This is a genomic window from Pseudomonas sp. KBS0707 (assembly GCF_005937945.2).
Classification (GTDB): domain Bacteria; phylum Pseudomonadota; class Gammaproteobacteria; order Pseudomonadales; family Pseudomonadaceae; genus Aquipseudomonas; species Aquipseudomonas amygdali.
In genome coordinates this window covers 4,761,178-4,786,644 of record NZ_CP041754.1, presented here as the reverse complement: position 1 = coordinate 4,786,644, position 25,467 = coordinate 4,761,178, and the positions used below count along the sequence as shown (strand labels likewise).

The 25,467-nt window shown below is 57.7% G+C and carries 22 protein-coding genes; 12 read left to right on the top strand and 10 right to left on the bottom strand.

Going from position 1 to position 25,467, the window contains the following annotated elements:
* Positions 1 to 6 precede the first annotated feature (6 nt).
* From FFH21_RS22765 to FFH21_RS22750, 4 genes are all read right to left on the bottom strand, one after another.
* Complete coding sequence (locus FFH21_RS22765; protein ID WP_011169487.1) at positions 7 to 1,599, bottom strand: ABC transporter substrate-binding protein; 1,593 nt, start codon at positions 1,597 to 1,599, stop codon at positions 7 to 9.
* 334 nt (positions 1,600 to 1,933) lie between these two features.
* The gene (locus FFH21_RS22760) at positions 1,934 to 3,562 is read right to left on the bottom strand and encodes an ABC transporter substrate-binding protein (RefSeq protein WP_004666235.1); all 1,629 of its coding nucleotides are present in this window, start codon (positions 3,560 to 3,562) and stop codon (positions 1,934 to 1,936) included.
* Positions 3,563 to 3,818: 256 nt separating this feature from the next.
* Positions 3,819 to 5,426 (bottom strand): ABC transporter substrate-binding protein, encoded by a 1,608-nt coding sequence (locus FFH21_RS22755; RefSeq protein WP_004656766.1) that lies wholly within the window; start codon positions 5,424 to 5,426, stop codon positions 3,819 to 3,821.
* Positions 5,427 to 5,562: 136 nt separating this feature from the next.
* Positions 5,563 to 6,276 carry an SIMPL domain-containing protein gene (locus tag FFH21_RS22750; RefSeq protein WP_004656764.1) on the bottom strand — a complete coding sequence of 238 codons (714 nt, stop codon included), beginning with the start codon at positions 6,274 to 6,276 and terminating at the stop codon, positions 5,563 to 5,565.
* Between the two features lie 192 nt (positions 6,277 to 6,468).
* On the opposite strand from FFH21_RS22750, the gene FFH21_RS22745 reads away from it, so the two are divergent.
* The 9 genes from FFH21_RS22745 (at position 6,469) to FFH21_RS22690 (ending at position 16,160) form a co-directional block, all read left to right on the top strand.
* Complete coding sequence (locus FFH21_RS22745) at positions 6,469 to 7,713, top strand: ATP-binding protein (protein ID WP_011169484.1); 1,245 nt, start codon at positions 6,469 to 6,471, stop codon at positions 7,711 to 7,713.
* A gap of 11 nt (positions 7,714 to 7,724) precedes the next feature.
* Positions 7,725 to 8,288, top strand: coding sequence for a response regulator transcription factor (locus tag FFH21_RS22740; protein ID WP_002555185.1), 564 nt, complete (start codon positions 7,725 to 7,727; stop codon positions 8,286 to 8,288).
* Positions 8,289 to 8,377: 89 nt separating this feature from the next.
* Positions 8,378 to 10,111 carry an ABC transporter ATP-binding protein/permease gene (locus FFH21_RS22730; RefSeq protein ID WP_004666233.1) on the top strand — a complete coding sequence of 578 codons (1,734 nt, stop codon included), beginning with the start codon at positions 8,378 to 8,380 and terminating at the stop codon, positions 10,109 to 10,111.
* 98 nt (positions 10,112 to 10,209) lie between these two features.
* Positions 10,210 to 10,959 carry a FadR/GntR family transcriptional regulator gene (locus tag FFH21_RS22725; RefSeq protein WP_011169483.1) on the top strand — a complete coding sequence of 250 codons (750 nt, stop codon included), beginning with the start codon at positions 10,210 to 10,212 and terminating at the stop codon, positions 10,957 to 10,959.
* Positions 10,960 to 11,255: 296 nt separating this feature from the next.
* Positions 11,256 to 12,167, top strand: a complete 912-nt coding sequence (gene kdgD, locus FFH21_RS22715; RefSeq protein ID WP_004656752.1) for a 5-dehydro-4-deoxyglucarate dehydratase — start codon at positions 11,256 to 11,258, stop codon at positions 12,165 to 12,167.
* Positions 12,168 to 12,330: 163 nt separating this feature from the next.
* Positions 12,331 to 13,716 (top strand): MFS transporter, encoded by a 1,386-nt coding sequence (locus tag FFH21_RS22710; protein ID WP_011169482.1) that lies wholly within the window; start codon positions 12,331 to 12,333, stop codon positions 13,714 to 13,716.
* Between the two features lie 10 nt (positions 13,717 to 13,726).
* Positions 13,727 to 15,280 carry a galactarate dehydratase gene (gene garD, locus FFH21_RS22705; protein WP_011169481.1) on the top strand — a complete coding sequence of 518 codons (1,554 nt, stop codon included), beginning with the start codon at positions 13,727 to 13,729 and terminating at the stop codon, positions 15,278 to 15,280.
* A 256-nt stretch (positions 15,281 to 15,536) separates the two neighbouring features.
* Positions 15,537 to 15,776 carry a PLD nuclease N-terminal domain-containing protein gene (locus FFH21_RS22695; protein WP_002555179.1) on the top strand — a complete coding sequence of 80 codons (240 nt, stop codon included), beginning with the start codon at positions 15,537 to 15,539 and terminating at the stop codon, positions 15,774 to 15,776.
* A gap of 189 nt (positions 15,777 to 15,965) precedes the next feature.
* Positions 15,966 to 16,160, top strand: coding sequence for a hypothetical protein (locus tag FFH21_RS22690; RefSeq protein WP_004656748.1), 195 nt, complete (start codon positions 15,966 to 15,968; stop codon positions 16,158 to 16,160).
* Between the two features lie 251 nt (positions 16,161 to 16,411).
* Here the strand turns inward: FFH21_RS22690 and FFH21_RS22685 are convergent, their stop codons facing one another.
* The 3 genes from FFH21_RS22685 to FFH21_RS22675 all read right to left on the bottom strand — a co-directional run bounded on the left by FFH21_RS22685 (position 16,412) and on the right by FFH21_RS22675 (position 19,532).
* On the bottom strand, positions 16,412 to 16,612 hold the full coding sequence (locus tag FFH21_RS22685) for a hypothetical protein (protein WP_002555178.1): 201 nt from the start codon (positions 16,610 to 16,612) through the stop codon (positions 16,412 to 16,414).
* Between the two features lie 219 nt (positions 16,613 to 16,831).
* A complete protein-coding gene (locus FFH21_RS22680) occupies positions 16,832 to 17,617 on the bottom strand; it encodes a sulfite exporter TauE/SafE family protein (RefSeq protein ID WP_004666230.1) in 786 nt (261 codons plus the stop codon).
* 91 nt (positions 17,618 to 17,708) lie between these two features.
* On the bottom strand, positions 17,709 to 19,532 hold the full coding sequence (locus FFH21_RS22675) for an EAL domain-containing protein (RefSeq protein WP_004666229.1): 1,824 nt from the start codon (positions 19,530 to 19,532) through the stop codon (positions 17,709 to 17,711).
* Between the two features lie 298 nt (positions 19,533 to 19,830).
* Between FFH21_RS22675 and FFH21_RS22670 the strand changes: the two genes are divergently transcribed.
* The gene (locus FFH21_RS22670; RefSeq protein WP_004666228.1) at positions 19,831 to 20,286 is read left to right on the top strand and encodes a GNAT family N-acetyltransferase; all 456 of its coding nucleotides are present in this window, start codon (positions 19,831 to 19,833) and stop codon (positions 20,284 to 20,286) included.
* Positions 20,287 to 20,299: 13 nt separating this feature from the next.
* Here the strand turns inward: FFH21_RS22670 and FFH21_RS22665 are convergent, their stop codons facing one another.
* Positions 20,300 to 20,800, bottom strand: a complete 501-nt coding sequence (locus FFH21_RS22665; RefSeq protein ID WP_041924632.1) for a GAF domain-containing protein — start codon at positions 20,798 to 20,800, stop codon at positions 20,300 to 20,302.
* A gap of 331 nt (positions 20,801 to 21,131) precedes the next feature.
* Here FFH21_RS22665 and FFH21_RS22660 point away from each other — a divergent pair, with 331 nt between their 5' ends.
* Positions 21,132 to 22,400 (top strand): OmpP1/FadL family transporter, encoded by a 1,269-nt coding sequence (locus tag FFH21_RS22660; protein WP_041924631.1) that lies wholly within the window; start codon positions 21,132 to 21,134, stop codon positions 22,398 to 22,400.
* Between the two features lie 229 nt (positions 22,401 to 22,629).
* Positions 22,630 to 23,127, top strand: coding sequence for a hypothetical protein (locus FFH21_RS22655; protein ID WP_029241037.1), 498 nt, complete (start codon positions 22,630 to 22,632; stop codon positions 23,125 to 23,127).
* Between the two features lie 47 nt (positions 23,128 to 23,174).
* Here FFH21_RS22655 and FFH21_RS22650 read toward each other — a convergent pair whose 3' ends face one another.
* Positions 23,175 to 24,764 carry a hybrid sensor histidine kinase/response regulator gene (locus tag FFH21_RS22650; protein WP_041924630.1) on the bottom strand — a complete coding sequence of 530 codons (1,590 nt, stop codon included), beginning with the start codon at positions 24,762 to 24,764 and terminating at the stop codon, positions 23,175 to 23,177.
* A 46-nt stretch (positions 24,765 to 24,810) separates the two neighbouring features.
* On the bottom strand, positions 24,811 to 25,440 hold the full coding sequence (locus tag FFH21_RS22645) for a response regulator transcription factor (RefSeq protein WP_011169475.1): 630 nt from the start codon (positions 25,438 to 25,440) through the stop codon (positions 24,811 to 24,813).
* Positions 25,441 to 25,467: the final 27 nt, after the last annotated feature.

The following is a 25,467-nucleotide window of genomic DNA, read 5'->3' as shown; positions in this document are numbered from 1 at the left end:
TTCTGATCAGTCGGCGATGCTGACGCCTGAAAAGTGGTTGCGACCAAACGGGCTGACGTGGAAGTCCCTGACCTCGGCGCGCAACGGCTGATTGACCGTCGAGTGGGCAATCGGGGTGATCGGCACCTGTTCCTTGAGGTAGCGTTGCGCCTGTTTGTACAGGTCGGTACGCTGCTCGCGGTCGGTGACAGCGACGGCGGCCTTGATCAGCTTGTCGTATTTTTCGTCGCACCACATCGAGTAGTTGTTACCACCAATGGCTGCGCAGCTGTACAGCGTGCCCAGCCAGTTGTCCGGGTCACCGTTGTCGCCGGTCCAGCCGATCAGCGAGATATCGTGTTCGCCATTCTTGGTGCGCTTGAGGTATTCACCCCATTCGTAACTGACGATCCGGACTTTGATGCCGACCTTGGCCCAGTCGGCCTGCAGCATCTCGGCCATCAGCTTGGCGTTGGGGTTGTAAGGACGCTGGACTGGCATGGCCCAGAGGGTCAGTTCGGTGCCTTCCTTGACGCCAGCCGCGCGCAGCAGGGTTTTGGCTTTTTCCGGGTCATAAGGCGCGTCCTTGATGCTGTCATCGTAGGACCACTGGGTTGGCGGCATGGCATTGACTGCCAGCTGTCCTGCGCCCTGATAAACCGCGTTGATGATTGCCTTCTTGTTGACGGCCATGTCCAGCGCCTGGCGCACTTCCAGCTTGCCGAGCGGCTCGTGGCGCACGTTGTAGGAGATGTAGCCGAGGTTGAAGCCTGGCTTCTCGATGATCTGCAGGCTTTTGTCTTCCTTGAGGCTGGCGAGGTCTGCCGGACGCGGGTTGACCGAGACCTGGCACTCGTTGGCCTTGAGCTTCTGCATGCGGGCAGAGGCGTCGGTCACGATGGCGAAAATCAACTGGTCGATCTTCACCCGGCTCGGATCCCAGAACTCCTTGTTGCCCTTGTAACGAACCTGCGAGTCTTTCTGATAGCGCTGGAATACGAAAGGCCCCGTGCCAATCGGTTGCTGGTTGATGTCGCGTACATCACCCTTGGCCATCAGTTGTTCGGCGTATTCGGCGGACAGGATCCCGGCGAAGTTCATCGCGATGTTCTGGATGAACGCTGCATCGACCGTATTGAGGGTGAACACCACGGTCAGCGGGTCGGTCTTGTCGATGGATTTGATCTTTTTGTTCAGGCCCATACTGGTGAAGTAGGGGAACTCGGTCGGGTAGGCTTTGCGAAACGGATGGTCGGGGTTGAGCATGCGGTTGAAGGTGAACAGCACGTCGTCGGCATTGAAATCACGGCTGGGCTTGAAGTTCTTGTTGCTGTGAAACTTCACGCCTTCGCGCAGATGAAACGTGTAGGTCAGACCGTCTTGCGAAACATCCCATGAAGTAGCCAGCCCCGGAACCACGCTGGTATCGCCCTGCTTGAACTCGGTCAGACGGTTGTAGATCGGCTCTGATGCATCGTTATCCGTGGATGAGGTGTATTGCGCACCGTCGAAGCCAGCCGGACTTGCTTCGGAGCAGAACACCAGATTGCTTGCCGCCTGGGCAAACGGGGCAAGTGCAAACAGCCCCAGGCACGACGTCATCGCAAGAGTTTTACGCATGATGATCCCTATCCTTCAAAGGACGAGCCGAGGCTCGAATGTCTAACTGGCCCGAAGGCGCAGATACGAAAAAGATTTCCGAACAACCTGTCCGCACACATTGGGTTACAACGGCCACGAAGCGGCTGGCTTCCTGCCAGTTGCCGCGACCTCAGGACGGTAATTCGCCAAAGACGCGCGGTATATAGGCTCGCAGGCAGCAAAGTGCGTAGGAAATATCTTAGTGATAGTCGAAGAGTGCCAATATCGACACTTTTTCAACCAACTGCTCGGGGCTCATGTTCAGGTAGAACGGCAAGCTGCGCCGGTTGGGCGGCGCAGCCTGCCGCCGGTTTTATTTCCCGGTTACGCTCACGCCGTAGAAGGAATTCAAGCCAAACGGGCTGATCTTGAAGTCCTGTACGCTAATGCGCATGGGCTGGTAGACAGTCGAGTGCGCAATAGGCGTCATCGGCACTGCGTCTTTCAGGAGGTGTTGCGCCTGTTTGTACAGCTCGGTGCGCTTGGCCTGATCGGACGTTTCCTTGGCCTGATGGATCAGCGTGTCGAACGGCTTGTCACACCATTTGGCAAAGTTGTTGCCGTTCAGGGCGTCACAGCCGAACAGGGTGCCGAGCCAGTTGTCGGGGTCACCGTTATCGCCGCTCCAGCCAATCAGCATGGCGCCGTTCTCGCCATTCTTGGCGCGCTTGATGTACTCGCCCCATTCATAGCTGACGATCTTGGCGTTGATACCGATCTTCTTCCAGTCGTTCTGGAGCATTTCGGCCATCAGTTTGGCGTTGGGGTTGTAAGGACGCTGAACCGGCATCGCCCACAGGGTGATTTCGGTGCCTTCCTTGATGCCCGCTTCCTTGAGCAGCTCGCGAGCTTTTTCGGGATCGTACTTGGCATCCTTGATGGTGGTGTCATAGGACCACTGGGTCGGCGGCATGGCGTTGACCGCCAATTGACCTGCACCCTGGTAAACCGAGTCGATGATCTGCTGCTTGTTGACCGCCATGTCCAGCGCTTGGCGCACTTTCAACTGAGCCAGGGGATTTGGATGGTCTTCGCCCTTGATCTCAGGCATCACGTTGTAGGCGATGTAACCCAGGTTGAAGCCAGCCTGATCAGGCATCTTCAGGTTTTTGTCGGCCTTGAGTGGCTCAAGGTCGGCAGGACGTGGGTAAGCGGTGATCTGGCATTCGTTTTTCTTGAGCTTCTGCATGCGCACCGAGGCGTCGGTGGTGATGGCGAAGATCAGGTTGTCGACCTTGACGTCTTCAGGCTTCCAATAGTCCTTGTTGCCGGTGTAACGAATATTGGAGTCTTTCTGGTAGCTCTTGAACACAAACGGACCGGTGCCGATAGGCTGCTGGTTGATCAGTTCCGGCTTGCCTTCCTTGAGCAGCTTGGCGGCGTACTCTGCGGACTGGATGGACGCGAAGCTCATTGCCATGTTCTGGATGAACGCAGCGTCGACTTTGCCAAGAGTGAACTTGACGGTGTGGTCGTCGACTTTTTCGATCTTGGTGATGTTGGTGTCCATACCCATATCAGTGAAGTACGGGAATTCGGTCGGATACGCTTTGCGGTAAGGCATGTCCTTGTCGATCATGCGATTGAACGTGAACAGCACGTCATCGGCATTGAATTCACGGGTCGGCTTGAAGTAGGGCGTGGTGTGAAACTTGACGCCTTCGCGAAGGTGGAAGGTGTACGTCAGGCCATCATCAGAAATGTCCCACTTGGTTGCCAGGCCGGGCACCACGGCGGTGCCGCCGCGTTCAAACTGGCTCAGGCGGTTGAAAATGGTCTCTGCTGCGGCGTCGAAGTCAGTACCTGTGGTGTATTGACCCGGATCGAATCCGGCAGGGCTGCCCTCGGAGCAGAACACCAGATTCGAAGCTGCGTGAGCAAAAGGAGCACTGGCGAGCAGGCTGGCGCCGACCAGAAACGGAATGACCGCGTGTTTGAGCATGGTTGCCTCAGTTGTTGTCATTTTGATTAGAGGGAACGACCTCGTGAGCCGATCCATCCGATACTTATGCAGGGGCCATACCCAAAGCAAGACAGTGACGCCAAAGAAGCGACAAAGAGTGGCACGATCGTACAGGAATGTCGCGAAAGTGTAATTTTCGACCCTGTTGATCGTTTGCGTGTCGTTTTTTGAAACGTTTCACGCACCGTTAAGGCGCAACCGGGTGAGAAAAATGCACCCGGTTGGAGCCATGTTGTTACTTCACTGTTCCCAGGCTGACACCATAGAAGGGTGTCAGACCGAATGGGCTGATCTTGAAGTCCTGCACTTCCTGGCGCATCGGCTGAAACACCTTCGAGTTGGCAATAGGTGTGATCGGTACCTGCTGCTTGAGAATGTGCTGGGCCTGCTGATAGAGCTTGATGCGCTCGTCGCGGTTACTGGTCAGCTTGGCCTGCTGCACCAGCTTGTCGTAGGCCGGGTCACACCACTTGGCGTAGTTGCTGCCTTTGACGGCTGCACAGCTGTACAGCACACCTAGCCAGTTGTCAGGGTCGCCGTTGTCACCTGTCCAGCCGTAGATCATCGCGTCATGCTCGCCTGCCTTGGCGCGCTTGATGTATTCGCCCCACTCGTAGCTGACGATGTTGGCCTTGATGCCGATCTTTTCCCAGTCGGACTGAATCATCTGTGCAGACATGCGCGCATTGGGGTTCGAGGCGCGCTGTACGGTCATGGCCCACAGGTCGATTTTCGTGCCCGGTGCCACGCCTGCTTCCTTGAGCAGTTGCTTTGCCTTGGTCAGATCGTGAGGGGCATCCTTGATCGTCGGGTCATAGCTCCACTGACCCGGCGGCAAGGCGTTTTCGGCCAGTTGACCGGCGCTCTGGTAAACCGCTTTGATAATCGCCGGTTTATCGATAGCCATGTCCAGCGCCTGGCGCACCTTGAGCTGATCAAGCGGCGCATGGGTGACGTTGTAGGCGAGGAACCCCAGGTTGAAGCCCGGCTGGCTGAGGACCTTGAGTTTCGGGTCCTTTTTCATTTCTTCGATGTCCTGCGGACGCGGATAGCCGCTGACCTGACATTCGCCAGCCTTGAGCTTCTGCATGCGCACTGCGGCATCGCTGCTGATCGAGAAGATCAGATTGTCGATCTTCACGTCCTCGGGCTTCCAGTACTCGGTGTTGCCCGCGTAACGGATCTGCGAGTCTTTCTGGTAGCGTTTGAAGACGAACGGGCCAGTGCCGATCGGCTTCTGGTTCAAGTCCTCGGCCTTGCCTTCCTTGAGCAACTGGTCGGCGTATTCGGCAGACTGGATGGACGCGAAGCTCATGGCCAGGTTCTGCACGAACGCAGCGTCAATGTTGTTCAGGGTGAACTTGACGGTCAGCGGGTCGACTTTCTCGACGCTCTTGATCGTTGTGTTCAGACCCATGTCAGTGAAGTAGGGCGACTCGGACGGGTAGGCCTTGCGGAACGGATGGTTGGCGTCGAGCAGGCGGTTGAACGTGAACAGCACGTCGTCCGCGTTGAATGCGCGAGTAGGAGTGAAGTAGTCCGCGGTGTGAAACTTCACGCCGTCGCGCAGATGAAACGTGTAGGTCAGGCCATCCGGCGAGACGTCCCAGCGAGTAGCCAGGCCTGGCTCCACTTCCGTGCCGCCACGCTTGAATTGGGTCAGGCGGTTGAAGACGGTTTCGGCCGAGGCATCGAAGTCGGTGCCGCTGGTGTACTGACTGGGGTCGAACCCGGCTGGGCTGGCTTCCGAGCAATACACCAGTGTGCTGGCCGCCTGGGCCAGAGGTGCGCAGGCCAGCAGAGCGGAGGTCAGCAGCAGCGGTTTGAAGAGTGTGTGTCCCATGGATCCCTCGCGTAGTGCTGCGTTCTCAATATTGGACGCAGAGCGTCGGTAACTGCATTCCCACGCAGAGCATGGGAGCGATAGTTGTGCTGATTGAGCTCCGGTTTCCGGGCTCGGAATAAATGATGACCGTTTCTCAGGGAATCGCGACTTCAATCACGCCATCGGCTGCAACGCTGACCTGGCTGGTGCCCGCTTCGACATCGGGTGTTGGCGCTGAGTCTTCCCGCGAGGATTTTGCCATCATCATCACCGGTGCGCGCAGATACGGCTGCGGGTAGCCCGAGGTGTTCAGGTTCAGGTTAACCAGCTTGTAACCCGTGCCGCCCAAGGCTTCTGTGACCAGTTGCGCTCGGGCCTTGAACGCAGTCACGGCGTCCTTGAGCAGGGCGTCTTCGCTGGTCTTGCGGGTCGATGGCGAGATCGAGAAGTCCATGCCGCCCATTTTCAGATCCGTCAGCAGCTCGCCGGTCAGCTTCGAAAGTACCGCAAAGTCCGCACTTTCCAGACGCAGCTCGGCGCGTTCACGCCAGCCGGTGATCTTCTGCCCTTTGTCGTCGTAAACCGGATAGCTGTTGCGGCTGCCCTGACGGATCTTCACATCCTTGACCTGCCGCGCCTGGCCCAGAGCCTTGTTCAGGGTTTCAGTGATCTGAGCTGCCAGTTTGGCAGGGTCGCTGTCCTGTGCTTCGGTATAAAGGGTAACCAGCATCAGGTCGCGCTGGACTTCCTGATTGACCTCGGCGCGCAAGGAAATCTGGTTGTAGCGGGCTTCTTCAGCCAGGGCCGGCAGGCTGGACAGGGCGGCGGCCAGCGCGACGAGCGTGGCAGCAGGGCGAAGATTGAACATGAGAGCTCCTTGTTATCAAACGGCCTGCGACACGTGTCGCTCGGCGCAAAGTGTTCTGACTGTAGCGCTTTGGCCCGGTTCCTGCGATGCCGGACTGCTCTGGTGTGCGGTGCGTTGACGCACTTTTCCAGTTTTGCCTCTCGCTTGGTTATACTCGCTGCGATCCGCCTGGAGCACTCATCAGGAGAGCTCATGCTCGCCCCCGTTCAAATGCTTTCGGCCACACGTCAAAACCTGTGGCGCCTGACATTCATCCGTATTCTGGTGCTGGCCGCGCAAGCCGGCTCGGTAGGTATGGCCTGGCTGTTCGACTTTCTGCCACTGCCGTGGCTGCAACTGTCGATCACCCTGGGCTGTTCGCTGGTCCTGTGCGGGCTGACAGTCATTCGTCTGCGCACCTCGCTGCCGCTCACTGAGCTCGAATATGCGCTGCAACTGGCGCTGGACCTGCTGATTCACAGCGCGCTGCTGTATTACTCGGGCGGCTCGGCCAACCCGTTCGTGTCTTATTATCTGGTGCCGCTGACCATTGCCGCCGCCACACTGCCGTGGCGTTACTCGCTGATCCTGTCCGGCTTTGCGCTGAGCATGTACACCTTGCTGATGGTGCGCTCGTACCCGCTGGAAACCGACTCCATTGCCCGGGAAAACATGCAGGTCTACGGCATGTGGCTGAGTTTTGCGCTGGCGGCTTCCGTCATCACCTTTTTCGCGGCAAAGATGGCCGAAGAGCTGCGTCGCCAGGAGCAGTTGCGCGCCGAGCGCCGGGAGGAGGGCTTGCGCGATCAACAGCTGCTTGCCGTCGCGACCCAGGCCGCAGGCGCGGCCCATGAACTGGGCACTCCACTGGCGACCATGAGCGTGCTGCTCAAGGAAATGCGCCAGGACCAAGGTGACCCTGCTTTGCAGGACGACCTGTCGGTGTTGCAGGAGCAGGTCAAGCAGTGCAAACAGACCCTTCAGCAACTGGTGCGTGCCGCCGAAGCCAACCGGCGCATGGCCGTTGAGCAGCAGCCTGCCACCCGCTGGCTGGACGAATCCCTTAACCGTTGGCATTTGATGCGCCCGGAAGTGAGCTACCGCTTTTACCAGTTGGGCAAGGGCGAGGTGCCGATGCTGGCCCCGCCACCGGACCTTACCCAGGCGCTGCTCAACCTGCTCAACAACGCGGCCGACGCCTGCCCCGATGGCCTTGAAGTCAACCTGAACTGGGACAGCACAGAAGTCTGTATCAGTATTCGCGACCACGGCGCAGGTGTGCCGCTGGCAATTGCCGAACAGATCGGCAAGCCGTTCTTTACTACCAAGGGCAAAGGTTTCGGCCTGGGTCTGTTTCTGAGCAAGGCCAGCGTCACCCGTGCGGGTGGCTCGGTAAAGCTCTACAGTCATGAAGAAGGCGGTACGCTCACCGAGCTGCGCCTGCCCCGAGATACGTGAGGAGAAGAAGCATGAGTGACGAAGACATCCAGGTTGAAGGCGAAGAGCTGCCGCACCTGTTGCTGGTCGATGACGACGCGACGTTCACCCGTGTAATGGCGAGGGCCATGAGCCGTCGTGGTTTTCGCGTGAGCACCGCAGGTTCAGCCGAGGAAGGCCTGGCGCTGGCGCAGCAGGACATTCCTGAATACGCCGCGCTGGACCTGAAAATGGATGGCGATTCAGGTCTGGTGCTGCTGCCCAAGCTGCTGGAAATGGACCCGGACATGCGTGTGGTGATCCTCACCGGTTATTCGAGCATTGCCACGGCGGTCGAAGCCATCAAGCGCGGCGCGTGCAATTACCTGTGCAAACCGGCTGATGCCGATGATGTGCTGGCGGCTCTGCTGTCCGAACACGCCAACCTCGACACGCTGGTCCCCGAGAATCCGATGTCGGTGGATCGCTTGCAGTGGGAGCACATCCAGCGCGTGCTGACCGAGCACGAGGGCAATATTTCCGCCACAGCCCGGGCGCTGGGCATGCATCGCCGGACCTTGCAACGCAAGTTGCAGAAGCGCCCTGTGCGGCGTTAATGAAGGTTTTTTCATAGTGGTCGTATAGGCGTTTTTTTGCTTCATTGTGATCAGGCATCGTACTTTCAAAGAGAGCGAGCCTGACCTACATGAATCGCAATGCTGAATATTCTGCCGTCAACGACACTGTGAAAGGGGCGTTTCTACACCGCGTCTGGAAGCTGATAACGCCGTATTGGCGCAGTGAGGAAAAGGTCACCGCCTGGCTGTTGCTGGTTTCGGTGATTGCGCTGTCGCTGTTCAGCGTACAAGTGTCGGTCTTCTTCAACAGCTGGTATCGGGATTTTTACAACGCGCTGGAGAATAAGGACCTGGCTGCCTTCACCCACCTGATCCTGTACTTCAGCGGTATCGCCGCGATCGCCATTCTGGCAGCGGTTTATCGTCTGTACCTGACCCAGTTGCTGACTATCCGCTGGCGTCGCTGGCTGACTGAACAGCACTTCGCCCGCTGGCTAGCAGACAAGAACTACTACCACCTGGAGCAGGGCGGGTATACCGACAACCCCGACCAGCGTCTGTCCGAAGACCTCAACGAGTTCACCACCAGCACCCTCAGTCTGGGGCTTGGCTTGATGAGTGCGGTGGTCAGTCTTGTCTCGTTCTCGGTCATTCTCTGGGGCGTGTCGGGCAGCATCGAACTGTTCGGGGTCACCATACCCGGCTATATGTTCTGGGCGGCCCTGCTTTATGCGCTTATCGGCAGCCTGTTGACGCACTGGATCGGCAAGCGGCTGATCCCGTTGAACAACCAACAGGAGCGCTTTGAGGCGGACCTGCGTTTTGCTCTGGTGCGTGTACGGGAAAACGCCGAAAGTATTGCCTTGTCCGAGGGCGAGCGTAATGAAAACCAGCGCCTCAGCGGGCGCTTCATGATGATCTGGAATAACTTCCGTGCATCCATGAAAGTCCAGAAGCGACTGACGTTCTTCACATCGGGTTATTCGCAGATTGCCCTGATCTTTCCTTTCATCGTGGCTGCGCCGCGGTATTTTTCGGGCAAGATCGAGTTGGGTGATCTGATGCAGATCAATTCGGCATTCGGTAATGTGCAGGAGAACTTCAGTTGGTTCATCAGCGCCTACAGCACGCTGGCCTCATGGCGCGCCACCTGTGACCGCCTGCTGAGCTTCCGTCAGGCCATGACTGATCATGAAGCGCAGCAACCGGCCATTGAAAGGGTTCACGCTAACGACACACTGGACCTGCGTGGCCTGGAATTGAGCCTCGCAGGGGGGCGTCAACTGTTGAGCGATGCCAACCTGCATATCGGTCCGGGAGAGCGAGTGATGCTCAGTGGTCGCTCGGGCAGTGGCAAAAGCTCGTTACTGAAGGCTTTCGGTGGTCTATGGCCGCACGGTTCGGGCCAGATTTGCTTGCCCACAGGGACGGCGCTGTTCCTGCCGCAACGGCCTTATCTGCCCATCGGCACCTTGCGTGAGGCAATGAGTTATCCACAACCTGCGCAACGCTACCCGGCAGAATGCTTTGCAGAGGTGCTGAACCAGTGTCGTCTGGAGCACCTGATACCGCGACTGGATGAAAGCAATCACTGGCAACGCTTTCTGTCGCCCGGCGAGCAGCAGCGAGTGGCGTTTGCTCGCGCCTTGCTGGTCGCGCCAAGCTGGCTGTATATGGATGAGGCCACCTCGGCCATGGATGAGGATGACGAGGCTGCCATGCACCGCGCAATCATTGATGGCCTGCCCGGTCTGACGCTGGTCAGTATCGGACATCGCAGCAGCCTCAAACGCTTTCATGGTCGGCATGTGCGTATCGAGGGCGCAAAACTGCTCGAGCAACCGACACCAGCAGCGGTTTGAGGTTAGTGCTGTTGGGCGGGTGGCGCTTTTGAGGGTGTGATCATACAACCGCTGAGCTATGATTAGCCCATGTTTAGCAGTCCAGAGATCGATGTTGGATGGAAAATCAAAGCGCTCCGCCCCGCGCCCGTAGAAAACACCGCAGCCTCGCGCAGGAGTTGGTGACTGAGCTGTCCGAGCGAATTCGCAGCGGTCAGCTCAAGCGTGGCGACAAACTGCCTACCGAATCCGCAATCATGGAAGAGCAGGGCGTTAGCCGCACCGTGGTACGCGAGGCGATTTCGCGCCTGCAAGCGTCCGGTCTGGTCGAGACCCGCCACGGGATCGGCACCTTCGTTCTCGATACGCCAAGCCCCAGTGGGTTCCGTATCGATCCGGCCACCATTGTCACTCTGCGTGATGTGCTGGCTATTCTTGAATTGCGTATCAGCCTGGAAGTCGAGTCGGCCGGGCTGGCAGCCCAGCGGCGCAGTGACGAGCAGTTGGCGGCGATGCGTTCGGCGCTGGACGCTCTCAATGAAAGTGCCGCACACGCCACGGATGCGGTGGCGTCTGACTTCCAGTTCCACTTGCAGATTGCGCTATCGACCGGCAATCGCTACTTCACGGACATCATGACCCACTTGGGCACCAGCATCATCCCGCGCACACGGTTGAACTCTGCGCGTCTGGCCCATGATGATCAGCAGCACTACATGGACCGCCTGAGCCGCGAGCACGAAGAAATTTTCGACGCCATCGCCCGTCAGGACTCCGATGCGGCCCGCGCTGCCATGCGCCTGCATCTGACCAACAGCCGCGAACGCCTGCGCCACGCCCACGAAGAAGCCGAGTCGCAGCGGGTCTGACGATTAAAGAGGACGCAGAGCGTCCAGAACGGCATGCGACGCGGAGCGTCGCACGATAGGTTAGGTGGATTGAGGTTTATCGTTCCTCACGCTCCAGCGTGGGAATGCCTGTCGTGACGCTCTGCGTCACAAATCTACGCGGCATCGCGTGAGCCAAAAACGGCCCCGGTCCTCTCCCTCTGAAAAAACCCGAAAATCCCTGTTGAGTGATTTTATTATCGGTTGTACGATGACTTACGACATCGGCACTGACCCGGTGATCCTCTAACAATTATGTCCTCCAGGGTGTTCGAATAATGAATCCACAAGAACTGAAGTCCATCCTCTCATCCGGTCTGCTGTCTTTCCCGGTTACCGATTTCAACGCTCAGGGCGACTTCCATCGCGCGGGCTATATCAAACGTCTCGAGTGGCTGGCTCCGTACGGCGCCAGTGCTCTGTTCGCCGCAGGTGGCACAGGTGAGTTCTTCTCCCTGGCCGCCAGCGAATACTCCGAAATCATCAAGACTGCCGTCGACACCTGCGCCACCAGCGTGCCAATCCTGGCCGGTGTAGGCGGTCCGACCCGTCAGGCCATCGAGTACGCTCAGGAAGCCGAGCGTCTGGGCGCCAAAGGTCTGCTGCTGCTGCCGCATTACCTGACCGAAGCCAGCCAGGACGGCGTTGCCGCCCACGTTGAAGCGGTGTGCAAGGCGGTGAAGATCGGTGTGGTGGTCTACAACCGTAACGTCTGCCGCCTGACCCCAACCCTGCTGGAGCAACTGGCCGAGCGTTGCCCGAACCTGATCGGTTACAAGGACGGTCTGGGTGATATCGAGCTGATGGTTTCGATCCGCCGCCGTCTCGGCGACCGCTTCTCGTACCTGGGCGGCCTGCCGACCGCTGAAGTCTATGCCGCTGCCTACAAGGCGCTGGGCGTGCCGGTCTACTCGTCTGCGGTCTTCAACTTCGTGCCGAAGCTGGCGATGGACTTCTACCACGCCATTGCCCGTGACGATCACGAGGCGGTCGGCAAGTACATCGACGATTTCTTCCTGCCGTATCTGGAAATCCGCAATCGCAAGGCCGGTTACGCCGTGAGTATCGTCAAGGCGGGCGCAAAAATCGCCGGCTACGACGCAGGCCCGGTGCGTGCGCCATTGACTGACCTGACTCCGGACGAGTGCGACATGCTCGCCGCGCTGATGGACAAACAAGGCAAGCAGTAACACCCCCAGGACAAAACCGCTGAGCGATCAGCGGTTTTGTCGTTGGAATGCATGACCCTTACAGGTGGTAGCTGTCGTCGCCGCGACACTGCCAAGGGGCCTGTAATGCAACACCCAAACACAGCTTTACCCGCGTAAAAAAATAATCAGTGGGAGCTCTACCATGCAAAAGTCCAAGCCGACGCACGTCCGCTATTTGATTCTGTTGATGCTGTTTCTGGTCACCACGATCAACTACGCCGACCGTGCCACCATCGCTATCGCTGGTTCCAGCATCCAGAAAGACCTTGGCATCACTCCGGTCACTCTGGGCTATATCTTCTCCGCATTTGGCTGGGCCTACGTGGCCGGTCAGATTCCCGGTGGCTGGCTGCTCGACCGTTTCGGGTCGAAGAAAGTCTACGCCATGAGCATTTTCACCTGGTCGCTGTTCACCCTGCTGCAAGGCTATGTGGGTGAGTTCGGCATTTCCACCGCCATCGTCGCGCTGTTCATGCTGCGCTTTCTGGTCGGGCTGGCTGAAGCGCCTTCCTTCCCGGGCAACGCCCGCATCGTCGCCGCCTGGTTCCCGACCGCCGAGCGCGGCACGGCCTCGGCGATCTTCAACTCGGCGCAATACTTCGCCACCGTTCTGTTCGCTCCGCTGATGGGCTGGATCGTCTACACCTACGGCTGGCAGCACGTGTTCGTGGTCATGGGCGCAGTCGGTATCCTGTTCTCGATGATCTGGATGAAGGTCATCTACGGCCCGCGCAACCACCCGATGATCAACGAGGCCGAACTGGAGCACATTTCCAGCAATGGCGCGCTGGTCGATCTGGATCAGGACAAGGGTAAAGGCGCGCAAAAAACAGCCAGCAGCGGCCCCAAGTGGGATTACATTCGCCAGTTGCTGACCAACCGCATGATGCTGGGTATCTACCTCAGCCAATACTGCATCAACGGCATCACCTACTTCTTCCTGACCTGGTTCCCGGTGTACCTGGTTCAGGAGCGCGGCATGACCATCCTCAAGGCGGGCATCATTGCCTCGTTGCCGGCTATCTGCGGCTTCATCGGCGGGGTATTGGGCGGCATCATTTCCGACTACCTGCTGCGCAAGGGCCACTCGCTGACCTTCGCCCGCAAGGTGCCGATCATCGGTGGCCTGCTGCTGTCCACCTCGATCGTGACCTGCAACTACGTTGATATCGAATGGGTGGTGGTAGGCTTCATGGCCCTGGCATTCTTCGGCAAAGGCGTCGGTGCACTGGGCTGGGCTGTCATGTCCGATGTTTCACCCAAGCAGATTGCCGGTTTGAGCGGTGGTCTGTTCAACACCTTCGGTAACATTGCATCGATCACCACTCCGATCGTGATTGGTTACATCATCAGCAGCACCGGCTCGTTCAAATGGGCACTGGTGTTCGTGGGCGCCAACGCGCTGCTGGCGGTAATCAGTTACATTTTCATCGTGGGTGAAATCAAGCGTGTGGAATTGAAAGAGCCGCCTGCCAAGGGGCCATTGCTGAACGACTCGGTCAGCGACCTTTCCGAAGCGAAATCCTGAGGAAACCGTGATGAACCTGATTCAACATGCCGATTCGCCGCGCTATATCCGGCTGCATCCGCTGGATAACGTCGTGGTCGTGGTCAACGACCAGGGCGTGCCGGCCGGAACCGAATTCGACAACGGCCTGGTGACTGTCGATAACGTCCCGCAGAGCCACAAGGTCAGTACTGTTGACCTCGCCGTGGGCGAGGCCGTGATTCGTTACGGCCACACCATTGGCTATGCGCTGCAACCGATACCGCGTGGCAGCTGGGTCAGGGAAGACCAACTGCGCATGCCCTCGGCACCTGCGCTCGACAGCCTGCCGATGTCCGACGCGGTGCCCGAGAAACAGGCCCCGCTGGAGGGTTATACCTTCGAAGGCTATCGCAACGCTGACGGCACCGTGGGTACCCGTAACATTCTGGGTATCACCACCACCGTGCAGTGCGTGACCGGTGTGCTCGACCACGCGGTCAAGCGCATCCGCGACGAGCTGTTGCCCAGATACCCGAACGTCGATGACGTCGTGGCCCTGACTCACAGCTATGGCTGCGGCGTGGCAATCACTGCCACCGATGCCTATATTCCGATTCGTACTGTGCGCAATCTGGCACGCAACCCGAACCTGGGTGGCGAGGCGCTGGTGATCAGCCTGGGCTGCGAGAAGTTGCAGGCCGGGCAGGTGATGCATGAGGGCGACAGCTCGGTGGACCTCAGCGAGCCTTGGCTGTATCGCTTGCAGGATTCCAGTCATGGCTTCAATGAAATGATCGAACAGATCATGGAACTGGCCGAAACACGTTTGAAAAAGCTGGATCTGCGGCGTCGCGAAACGGTTCCGGCGTCGGAGTTGATCCTTGGCATGCAGTGCGGCGGCAGTGATGCGTTTTCCGGCATCACCGCCAACCCGGCGCTGGGCTACGCCTCGGATCTGTTGCTGCGTGCCGGTGCGACGGTGATGTTTTCCGAAGTGACCGAAGTGCGGGATGCTATCTATTTGCTGACTTCCCGCGCACAGGATCAGGAGGTCGCACAGGCGCTGGTGCGGGAAATGGACTGGTACGACCGCTATCTGGCCAAAGGCGAGGCTGATCGCAGCGCCAACACCACGCCTGGCAACAAGAAGGGCGGGTTGTCGAACATTGTCGAGAAGTCTCTAGGGTCTATCGTCAAGTCAGGCAGCAGCGCCATCAATGGCGTGCTCGGCCCTGGTGAGCGGGTCAATGGCAAGGGGCTGATCTTCTGCGCTACGCCTGCCAGTGACTTCGTCTGCGGTACGTTGCAATTGGCGGCCGGTATGAACCTGCATGTGTTCACTACCGGACGCGGTACGCCGTATGGTTTGGCGATGGCACCGGTGGTGAAGGTCTCGACCCGCACCGAACTGGCTCAGCGCTGGCCTGACCTGATCGACATAGACGCCGGACGCATTGCCACAGGACGCGCAAGCATCGAGGACCTGGGCTGGGAGCTTTTCCACTTCTATCTGGATGTGGCCAGCGGCAAGAAAAAGACCTGGACCGAGCACTACCGGCTGCACAACGACATCACGCTGTTCAACTCGGCACCGATTACCTGACGGGAGTGTGACGCGGAGCGTCACGAACGGCATTCCCACGCAGGAGCGTGAGGAACGATGTGCAGAGGAATACGCCTATCGTGCTCGTGCTCGTGCTCGTGCTCTGCTTGTGTGTGCCGTTCTGGACGCTCTTGCCTCTGGGCTGAGCACCCGGTCACAATCCGAAAGATTCTCTGAACTTTAGGCCGCTTTCCGGCCTCTTCTACAGTAGGGCAGCCGGTCTGGCTGCCTTCGTTGATGGTGCAGGAGATTTCAAATGGGTTGGATATCGGAAAATCATTTGTGGCTGTTTGCAGCGCTGACTGCTCTGATCGTGATTTCGGACATTTGGGCAGTCATGCGTATTCGCAAGAGCAAGACACAATCCAGCAACAAGCTGATGTGGATCATCGTTGTTGTTGCCGTGCCGATTGCTGGCGTGTTGGCCCTGCTGGTCGCTGGTCCGCGCCATGTGGACACGCCTGCCAGGCCTGAGCAGCAAAGCACCAAGTACTGACCCCGCCTTCTGGAAATACCCCGCTCATGAGTGTGGGTATTTCTCTTGCAAACTTCTCATTCCTGTTTCACAAACCTTCTTTTCACAAAGATGGGCTTGTGGCTGGCAAAAATAAAAATCTCTGCAATTCTTCTGTCATGGTGATGTGTTTACATGCTTGCCATCCAGACCCGAACAAGGAGAGAGCACATGTCGATCATTACCAAGTGGGCGTTACAGGCGGTTGCATTGTTTGTGTTGGGCTGGGTGGCAACGACGACAGCGAATTGGAGCAACAACACGGCCAACGGTACAGGCAATGATCGCTTGGCGGAGCTGAGTGCTGGTGTCCTGAGCAGTCCGGTCCTGACTGCTTCTTCGTCGCAAGCAGTGCGAAGCGAATAGCCCGGCCTGATCCATGGAGGAGTGCTGGTACTTTTCTACAGGCAAAAAAATGGCCCACAACGGGGTGGGCCAAATGGGATTCATCAAAGGAGTAGGGTCAATTTACGCAGCCGGACGTGAAGAGGATGTGAAACGGATGTCATGGAAACGAGAAGTGGTTCGATAGTTCAAGCGGCGTGGTGACGGGGTGAAACAGCGTCGCCGGTTGCGTGGCAACGCTGTGTCGAGTGATTCGCGGGGATGGAGTCGGTCTAGCGGGCGGCCGCCTGAACGCTTATTTCGGCGGCTGCGCGGCGTGTCATATGCGGCAGCGAATGAGGCGCGTCGATTCTGGATTTCATGCGGTCGGCAAATTCTCTGGCTTCCTGCCAGCTCCGGCATTTGACCGGATAGTCGTCCAGTATTACAACCCAAGCGTCGCCATATACACCTTCTTCAATTCGGATGAGCATTGTTGGCATCTCCTTTCAGTGAGGGTAAGTCTGTGCCGGGTCATCGGCGCTGAAGCTGACGCACGAAATCCTGCGCCGAAAATCGGTGTCTCGCTACAAAAAATTATAATTCCCGATGAGTGCGCACGGCCTGCAGGCAAACCGGCTCTGCGGCTTTCGAGACTGTGTTCGTGGGCAAGCTTGACTCAGAAATGTGACAGGCTGATGGGTAGGCGCCGATCAGAACACCAGCTTGAAGCCGATCATGCCCAGCATGATGGCCAGGAAAGGCCGCAGCAGGTCGTCGGAAACGCGGCCCGCCATGTGGCTGCCCAGGTAAATGCCCGGCAATGAACCCATCAGCAGCCAGCCCAGCAATTCCCAGTTCATGTTACCCATGCTCGCGTGGCCCAGACCTGCAACCAGCGTAAGAGGGACGGCGTGGGCGATTTCCGTGCCTACCAGACGCCGGGTCGGTAGCAGAGGGTAGAGGATGAACAACGCCACGGTACCCAGCGCGCCCGCACCAATGGACGTCAGTGCGACCATGGTGCCGAGGATCAAGCCGGTGATGACGGTCAATACTGTCAGGCTCGTACCGCTGAAAAACGAATGTCCATCCCCGCGACCATGAGCGAAGGCCAGCAGCTTTTTCTTGAACAGAACGGCCAGGGCAGTTAATAGCAGTACAAAGCCCAGCGCCTGCTTGATGATCGCGTTCAGGGCCTCAGGTGCGGTATGCAGTGTGCTCAGGAACCACAGCGTCAGCAGCACGGCAGGGACGCTGCCCAGGGTCAGCAGCCCGGTGACTTTCCAGTCGATGTTGTCATTCTTGCGATGTACCAGAACCCCGCCGGATTTGGTAATCGCTGCGTACAAAAGGTCCGTGCCGACCGCTGTGGCCGGGTTGATGCCGAACCACAACAGAATGGGCGTCATCAGCGAGCCGCCGCCGACTCCGGTCATGCCAACGATAAAACCGACTACCAACCCTGCAACTACAAACCCCAGACCACCCGCTTCCATAACCAACCTATTCAAGCAAACGTATCAGGCAAAAAGTGGCGGGCAGCATAACGGCTTGTGTTGCAAACGGTTATGAAGAAGTATTCTAAGGTTATAACCGTTTGTCGCGGATGACAGCGGCTTCGGCGGCTTCAGTGACCGTTTGCAGGCGGCGGTCCGGGCCTAGCCAGTTGAGTACGGCGTCGGCTTCCATAGGTTTGGAAATCAGATAGCCCTGCCCCTCATCACAGCCCCATTGCTTGACCAGGCGGCGAATTTCGTCTGTTTCGATGCCTTCGGCCACCACGCAATAACCCAGCTTCTTGGCAAGGCCGATCAGTGCCTTGACCAGACGCTGATCGGTCTTGTCAGACGCCAGATTGCGAATCAGCGACTGATCGAGCTTGACGGTGGTCGCGGGCAATTGCCGCAGGTAGTTCCAGTTGCTGTAGCCCGTACCAAAGTCATCGATCGCCACATCCATGCCCATCTGACGCATGCGTTCCAACTGGTGACGTACTTCGGCCGGGTTGTGCATCAACGCGCCCTCGGTGAACTCCAGCTCAAAGCGTGTGGGGTCGATCTTGTGCTGGCCCAGCAGGCGAATCATCCGGTCAGTGAAAGCCGGACCGGTAAGGTCTTCCGGGGTGACGTTGATCGCAATACGGAAATCGAAGCCTTGTTGCTGCCAGCGGGCGGCCTGCTCGATTGCGCTTGTCAGCACCCACAGACTCAGCGGACGCATGAGTGCGGTTTTCTCGGCCAGCGGTACGAATTCGGCAGGTCCGATGGGACCAAGCGTCGGGTGGTTCCAGCGCAGCAAGGCTTCTACCGAGGTGCACAAGCCAGAGGCGAGGTCGATGCGCGGCTGGTAGACCAGGCGCAGTTGATCATGCGAGTGGACTGCGCTGGTCAACGAACTGAGCAGTTTGAAAGCACGTTGCTGGGCGGCATCGAAGTGCGGCTCATACATCGCCCAGCCCAGATTCCGGTCGCGGGCATCATCGGCAGCGCTGATGACCATGCGCATCCAGTCCTGCTCTTCGGTCGGGTCGCGGTTCAGGGTGACAACCCCCAGACCCACCTGCATCTGCACCGGGATGCCCCGGCATTCTACCGGTGTCTCGAAGTCTTCGAGAATGGTACGAAACAGATGATCAGGCGCTCTTTCTCCGGGCAGCAGAAAGCCGAAGCGGGTAGGGCTGACCTTGTACAGCGAACAGGTTGGCGGCAGCAGATGCTCCAGGCGGCTCTTGATTTCTGTCACCAGATCCTGAGAGAAGCTGTAGCCCAGAGCCTTGACGATATCGTTCAGGAACGCAGAGGTGATCATGTCCACCACGACCAACTGATAATCAACGCTCGATAGCAGTGCCTGATGGATGTCTTCCTGCAGGCGTGACCGGTTGTACAGGCCGGTCGGCTGGTCGATGAAGCAACTGAGGCGCAAGCTGACTATGCGCTTCATGACCAGTGAGGCGAAACGCTTGAGCATCTGCATCTGATGCTCGCTCATCGGTTCACGCGGCTTGGTGTCGATCACGCACAGGCTGCCCAGAGCGATGCCGTCATCGGTAATCAGCGGGGCACCCGCATAGTAGCGAATATCGGGGTGGCCGGTCACCAGGCTATTGTTCATGAACCGGTCGTCGAGGGTCGCATCCGGAATTTCAAACAGCGAGTCGGAAAGGATCGTGTAAGCACAGAAGGAGACGTTGCGTGGCGTTTCCTGGGCATTCAAACCCACTCTGGCGCGAAACCACTGACGGTGTTCATCGACAATCGAGATCAACGCAATCGGCGTCTGGAAGAAATCGGCGGTCATCGCCACGATTTCATCGAACACGTCGTCAGAGGTGTTTTCAAGTACGCACAGCTCCCTGATGCGCAACAGACGTTGCGTTTCATTCAGCGGAATGGGGGCACTGGCGTTCATAAAATTCTCGATGGGTGTTCGGTGATGACTATATGACATCACGGAACCGACTTTAACAGATGAAAAAAATTCAATTACAGGCGAGGTACAGGTTGATCGGCCGCAGACGGCTACTTTTTAAGCGCTATCGGTCGCGCAGCCCCATAAGATAAAGGGCCTGCTCATTTGTATGCAGAGTGTTACAAAGAATGCCATTCGTCGTTTGGTTACACATCAGCAAAACGGTCATGGCTCGGTATCAACGAAGCCGGCTTTCACTGTGCTCTTCATGTGCGGTTTATCTGCCCAGGTACGAAAAATGGACATCAAGGTTCGACCCGCACGGAGAGCAGACGCTGACGCCATCAGTCGAGTGGTGCTGGCTGCCTTGCGCACCAGCAATGCCAGGGATTACCCGGTCAGTGTGATCGAGCGCGTGCAACTGAGTTTCAGCCCGTCTGCCATTGAGCGGCTCATGCAGCAACGTCGGATGTTTGTGGCGGTGGCGGGGGAGGTGGTTGTCGGAACTGCCAGCCTGGAGGGTCAGGTTGTGCGCTCGGTATTTGTCGACCCTGACTGGCATCGTCGGGGCGTCGGGCGTTTGTTGATGGCAAAGCTGGAACGTGTCGCCCTGGAGACTGACATAGGGCTGCTGATTGTGCCGTCATCCTTGACTGCGCAGGAGTTTTACAAGGCGCTGGGTTTCAGGTTGGTGCGAGAGCATCAGGAAGGGGAAGAGCGCACATTGATCATGGAACGGCAATTGCGCACCTGAGGCATTCCATGCCTTAAGCAGTGATTTCCTGCATTTCCTGCAGTTGGTAGTGCGCGTACAGCGTGCTGGCGATCAACGTGCAGAAGACTTTCAGGGTATCTAGCGTATCGGCGTCGTCGAGTGGCGTCGGCAGGTTGTCCAGACCGCAGAGCGTGCCGAAAAAGTCTCCGTTGGGGAAAATGATCGGCAACGAGAAATAGCTCTGAAAACCGTAGAGTTTCGGGATGGGGTGCTCTGCGTAGACCGCATCCGTGGCAACTTCGTTGATCACTATAGGACGCTTGTGCTGTCGTAACTCATTGCACAGCGTGGTTTCCAGTTTGAGCTCGTGACCGGCCTCCAGTCCGAACTTGATCTCGTCGTACACAGCACATGCCGTCCAGCTGGTTTCGGTTACTTTGGCAATTGCCGCGAATCTCAGGCCGGTCAGCCGGGTCACCAGCCTTAACAGGCTGGAAGTGGCCTCAATCTCACTGATGACTGCCAGCTCTGCTGAAGTCAATTTGTTGTTCAAAATGCGTCACCCTGGTCATAAAAGCACTGATGCAGCCTTGGCAGTACGCCTGACGCTGCCGATCTTGTGCAGGAAGTGATCGTGCCATACCTGATCGTGGCTTACATAAAATATTGTGTTCCTCGCCTCCAACTATTTAACGAGTTTAATGCCCTTGTCAACGTTAAGGACTTACCCACGAGGTGTGTACTATAGGGATCCTATTTTTGCGTTGATAAAATCGCAGGTTTGCCAGCGCATGGAATGCCTGAAAACACTTTGCAGGTGTATGCAGGCAGTTTCCCCTTCAAACGGGTTGACCGGACCCCCTTTACTGCGAGCATTGAACACCATGCACAAGACGACCCTGGGCTTCACGGTTGCCATGATTTCCACGCACTTGTATGCAGGTGGCTTTGCGCTTAACGAGCAAGGTATAAGCGGCATGGGCACAGCGTTTGCGGGCCGGGCCTCTGCCGCCGAAGATGCCGGCACGGTATACGGCAACCCTGCAGGCATGGCGCGTCTGGCCGGCCAGCAGGTCACCGGTGGTGCTACCTTTATCGATGCATCGACGGATATCAGCCAGGCGAGTGGACGTTCGAGCGGCAGCAACGATGGCGACATGGTGCCATTCAAGGCCATCCCGTTCGGTTTTTATACTCGCAGGCTGAATGAACACTGGGCCATCGGCCTTGGCGCGTACGTGCCGTTCGGTCTGGCGACGGATTACGAACGCGGTTTTCAAGGGCGCGCCTTTGCCAGCAAGAGCGATGCAAAAGTTCTGACCCTGCAACCGACATTGAGTTATGCCTTCAATGACAGGGTATCGGTGGGCTTCGGGCCGACCATCAATCAGTTTGCCGGCTCGCTGGAGTCGGACCTGACGCTTAACCCGGCCATCGCCGACAGTAATGTGAAGGTGAAGGGCAAGGATGTCGCGCTGGGCTTCAATATCGGCGTTCTGGCCAGCCTGACTGATACCACGCAGGCTGGTTTGACCTACCACTCCAAAGTGCGCTACGACCTGGATTGCCACACCGAGGTTGCCACAGGTGCCGGTACGCCAGCCCAGTTGCTGAGCAGCAATCGCTATGACTGCTCGCTACAGGTCGATACTCCTGAATCCTACGAATTGTCAGTCACCCAGAAGCTCACCGATGCCTGGACACTTTATGCGGGGACGACCTGGACGCGCTGGAGCCGCATGAAGGACCTGAGTTTCAGCACCGAGAACATCAGGCCTGCGCGTGGAGGGATACTTGCTGCGTCCTTGTCTGGCGCTATCGCTGGCGGGCTGGACTGGCACGATACCTGGGCGTATGCGCTCGGCACATCGTATCGACTGGATTCACACTGGTCGTTGCGTACCGGCATTCGTCTGGATCAGTCACCGACCAGCAATACCAATCGCTCGCCACGCACACCGACCGGCGACCGTACGATCTTCAGTGTGGGGGCGGGTTATGACGTCAGCAAAGAACTGACCCTTGATGTTGCCTACGCCTATCTTAAAGAAGAAAGCGTTGATGTCAGCCGTGCCAATGCGCTGGCCAGTTACAGCGCGCGCTATCAGAACCGCGCCAGCTTTTTGGGCGTGGGGGCGACTTACCGTTTCTGAGAAAGTTGTCAGTCTGCAGAAGCAGTACATCCTTACTGTTACTAGTACATCCGTACTATGGCTGGCCCTGGTTCGGCAACTTAAGCTAATGCGCTGAATAACACCCTGACTTGTTGATGGCAGACGACGTTTTTATAACGTCGCCGGCCGCGCGTGCGCGACCGTAACAGGTCTTGCAGTGGTGTAAACGGATCACTCACAACAGACTTTGTTTTCAGAGGGAACGCGCATGGGTATTTCTCGCCATTTGGCAAACATAAGGGGGTTGGCGGCGATTACGCTGGTCACAGCAACCATGACGGCCTGTTCGACCGGTGGCGGCAACCCGCTCGATACCCTGACCGGTGATTACAAATATGCGCCTGACTATATAAAAGCCAACATCATTGCCCGCAAGTCGACCAAGGAACAGATTCGCCAGGCGTTTGGTGCGCCTTATTCGGCGCAGGACAATGTGTCCGATAACAGCTCTGAGTGGTACTACGACCGTAACGAATCAGGTCTTAACTCATTGACCAAAATGGCGGTCAAGTACTCCAACCGATACGGTTCCGGAGACGCGGCATCCACCTTGCTTCAAGGGCAATCGCGTATGGGCGATGCGCAGGAAATGATAGGCGACGCAAGCACACTGAGCGGCACGCAAGCTACCGGAAGAAAAGCGTCGATTACGCGCATCTTCATCAAGTTCAAGGGCAATGTGGTTGAGCGCTTCACAACTGACTGACCACAGCCCGCTGCCCAACGTCTGCAAGCAACACATTCCAATGGCTGTCAGTACACCGCCGAACCGGCCTTGAAACTCAGCAACAGCGAGCGCAGTTCGACCGGCCTTACCGGTTTTGATAGAACGGGGATATCCGGATCGTTCAGCGTCTGCCGGACGTGCTGAAGCTCATGGCCGGTAATCACGATAGCGGGTATGCGCCTTCCCTGCAGCCCGCTCAGGTAGGCAATGCAGTCGGCGCCCGAGGCCGTACGATCCAGATCGAAGTCAGTGACTACCAGATCACAGTCGACACTGATCTCGGGGATGCTGCTGAAGGTCTGTACCTCGCAGCCCCATCTGCGCAGCAACATGGCGGTGGCTTCAAGCACGTTGCGATTGTCTTCGATCAGCATGACGCGCAGACCGGAAAGCAGGCGGGTATTCCAGTTGATTTCGATGTTGTTCACCGGCTGGCTGGCGGCCACGGCTTTCAGGCCGCTGACGGTTACCGCAGTGCCGCGCTCGGGCACTGAACTGATATTGACCCGCAGATTCATGAGCCTGGCGATACGGCTGACGATACTCAGCCCCAGGCCAACACCTTCAATGTCGCGGTCACGCTTCTCGCGGACTCGATAGAACTCGTTGCACAAGTGCGGCAAGTGCTCGGCGGGTATGCCGCGGCCCCGATCATAAACACCAATGCTGACTGTGCCTTTTTGCCGGCGACAGCCAATCAGAATCGGTTTGCCCGGCGCGTATTTGAAAGCATTGGAGACAAGGTTCTGCAACAGCGTGCGCAGCAAGGCCGGGTCGGTCCAGACGTGATGGTTGCCGCTGTGTACGCGAATGTCCACGCCAGCCCAGGTGGCAGCCTCGCTGTTCTGAGCGGCCAGCCCGTTGAGCAGTGCATCCAGGTCGACTGATTCGGGGCGCGGTGCGACTTCGCCCTGATTGAGGGTGTAGATGTCCAGCAACGAACGAAACAGTTGTTCTACCGCACTCAATGCCCGGTCGATGTTATTTACCAGACGTTGTTCGTTATCGCCCAAAGCCGCATCGCGCAGGCAGGCAGTAAACAGGCTGATGGAGTGAATCGGCTGGCGCAGGTCATGACTGGCCTGTGCCAGAAACCTTGACTTGGCCTGATTGGCCGCCTGGGTTTCTTCAAGGGCCATGTGCAGTCGGCCAAGCAGAAAATAGACAAACAGTGGCAGGACCAGCATGGTCAGGATCATCATGACGGCCACAGCATGGTGTTCACGCAGAAACGGCGTGAGCACGATGATGATCATCAACGAAATCATGGAAAAGCCGGTTGCCAGCAGCAGGTAGTTGCGCCCGTAGCGCATACCGTAGCCGACCGTCATGCTCAGCATTACCGAGTACACCGGCAACATGGCCTCGCCGCCAACCGAGATCGTTACGATTCCCGCCAGATTATCGGTCACCAGGGCAAACAGACGTCGTCTGCCGGAGGCATCCGGGCGCTGGGCAATGCGTATGATCAGCCCCACCGTGACGACGCCGAAGCCCATGCAATAAGCCAGGATCACAAATAGCTTGTTCTCTGACATTTCACCCATCCCATACGCGATCAGTGCGTAAAGGATCGATGTGGCAATGACCGCCATGCGCAGCAGCGCCTGAGTCATTTCCAGATCTATTCGTTGGGGCAGTAATGACATGACGGCTACCGTCTCAGTGCTGTTTGCCGGCCAGGCTGGAAAACTGTGCAGCGGCAGCCGATCGGGTGGACACACCAAGCGCCTTGAGCAGGCTGGAGACATGAATACGCATGGTAAAGGGTGAAATACCCAGATCCCTGGCGATTTCCTTGTTGGTTTTTCCCGACGCCACAAGCCCCAGTACTTCTCTTTGACGTGCGGTCAGATGGCTGATTGCGCCAGAGTCCAGATCGCTCAGTAACGAACCTTCGGGCTTGTACTTGACCACCACTTCGCCATCGCGGATGGCGATGATGGATTCGGCAATTTCCAGGGGGTCTATATTTTTACCGATGAAGCCATCCGCACCCTGAGACATGACCTGTGAAATGGTGTCCAGATCATCGACCATCGAGACGACAATGATTGAAGTGCGTTTGAACTCGCTGCGCAGGCTGCCGATGGTCTGCATCGAAGTGAGCCCCGGAAAGCGCAGGTCTAGCACCAGTGTGTCGACCTCATCACCCCGGCGTGCGAGGGTGAGTACTTCATCCAGATTGCCTGCTTCTTCAATAATCGCTTCGGGTATCAGCCGCTCGATAGTACGCAGCATGCCCTCACGAAACAGCGGGTGGTCGTCGGCCACAATGATTCTGCACGGCATACCTCATACTTCCCGTATTCAAGTAGC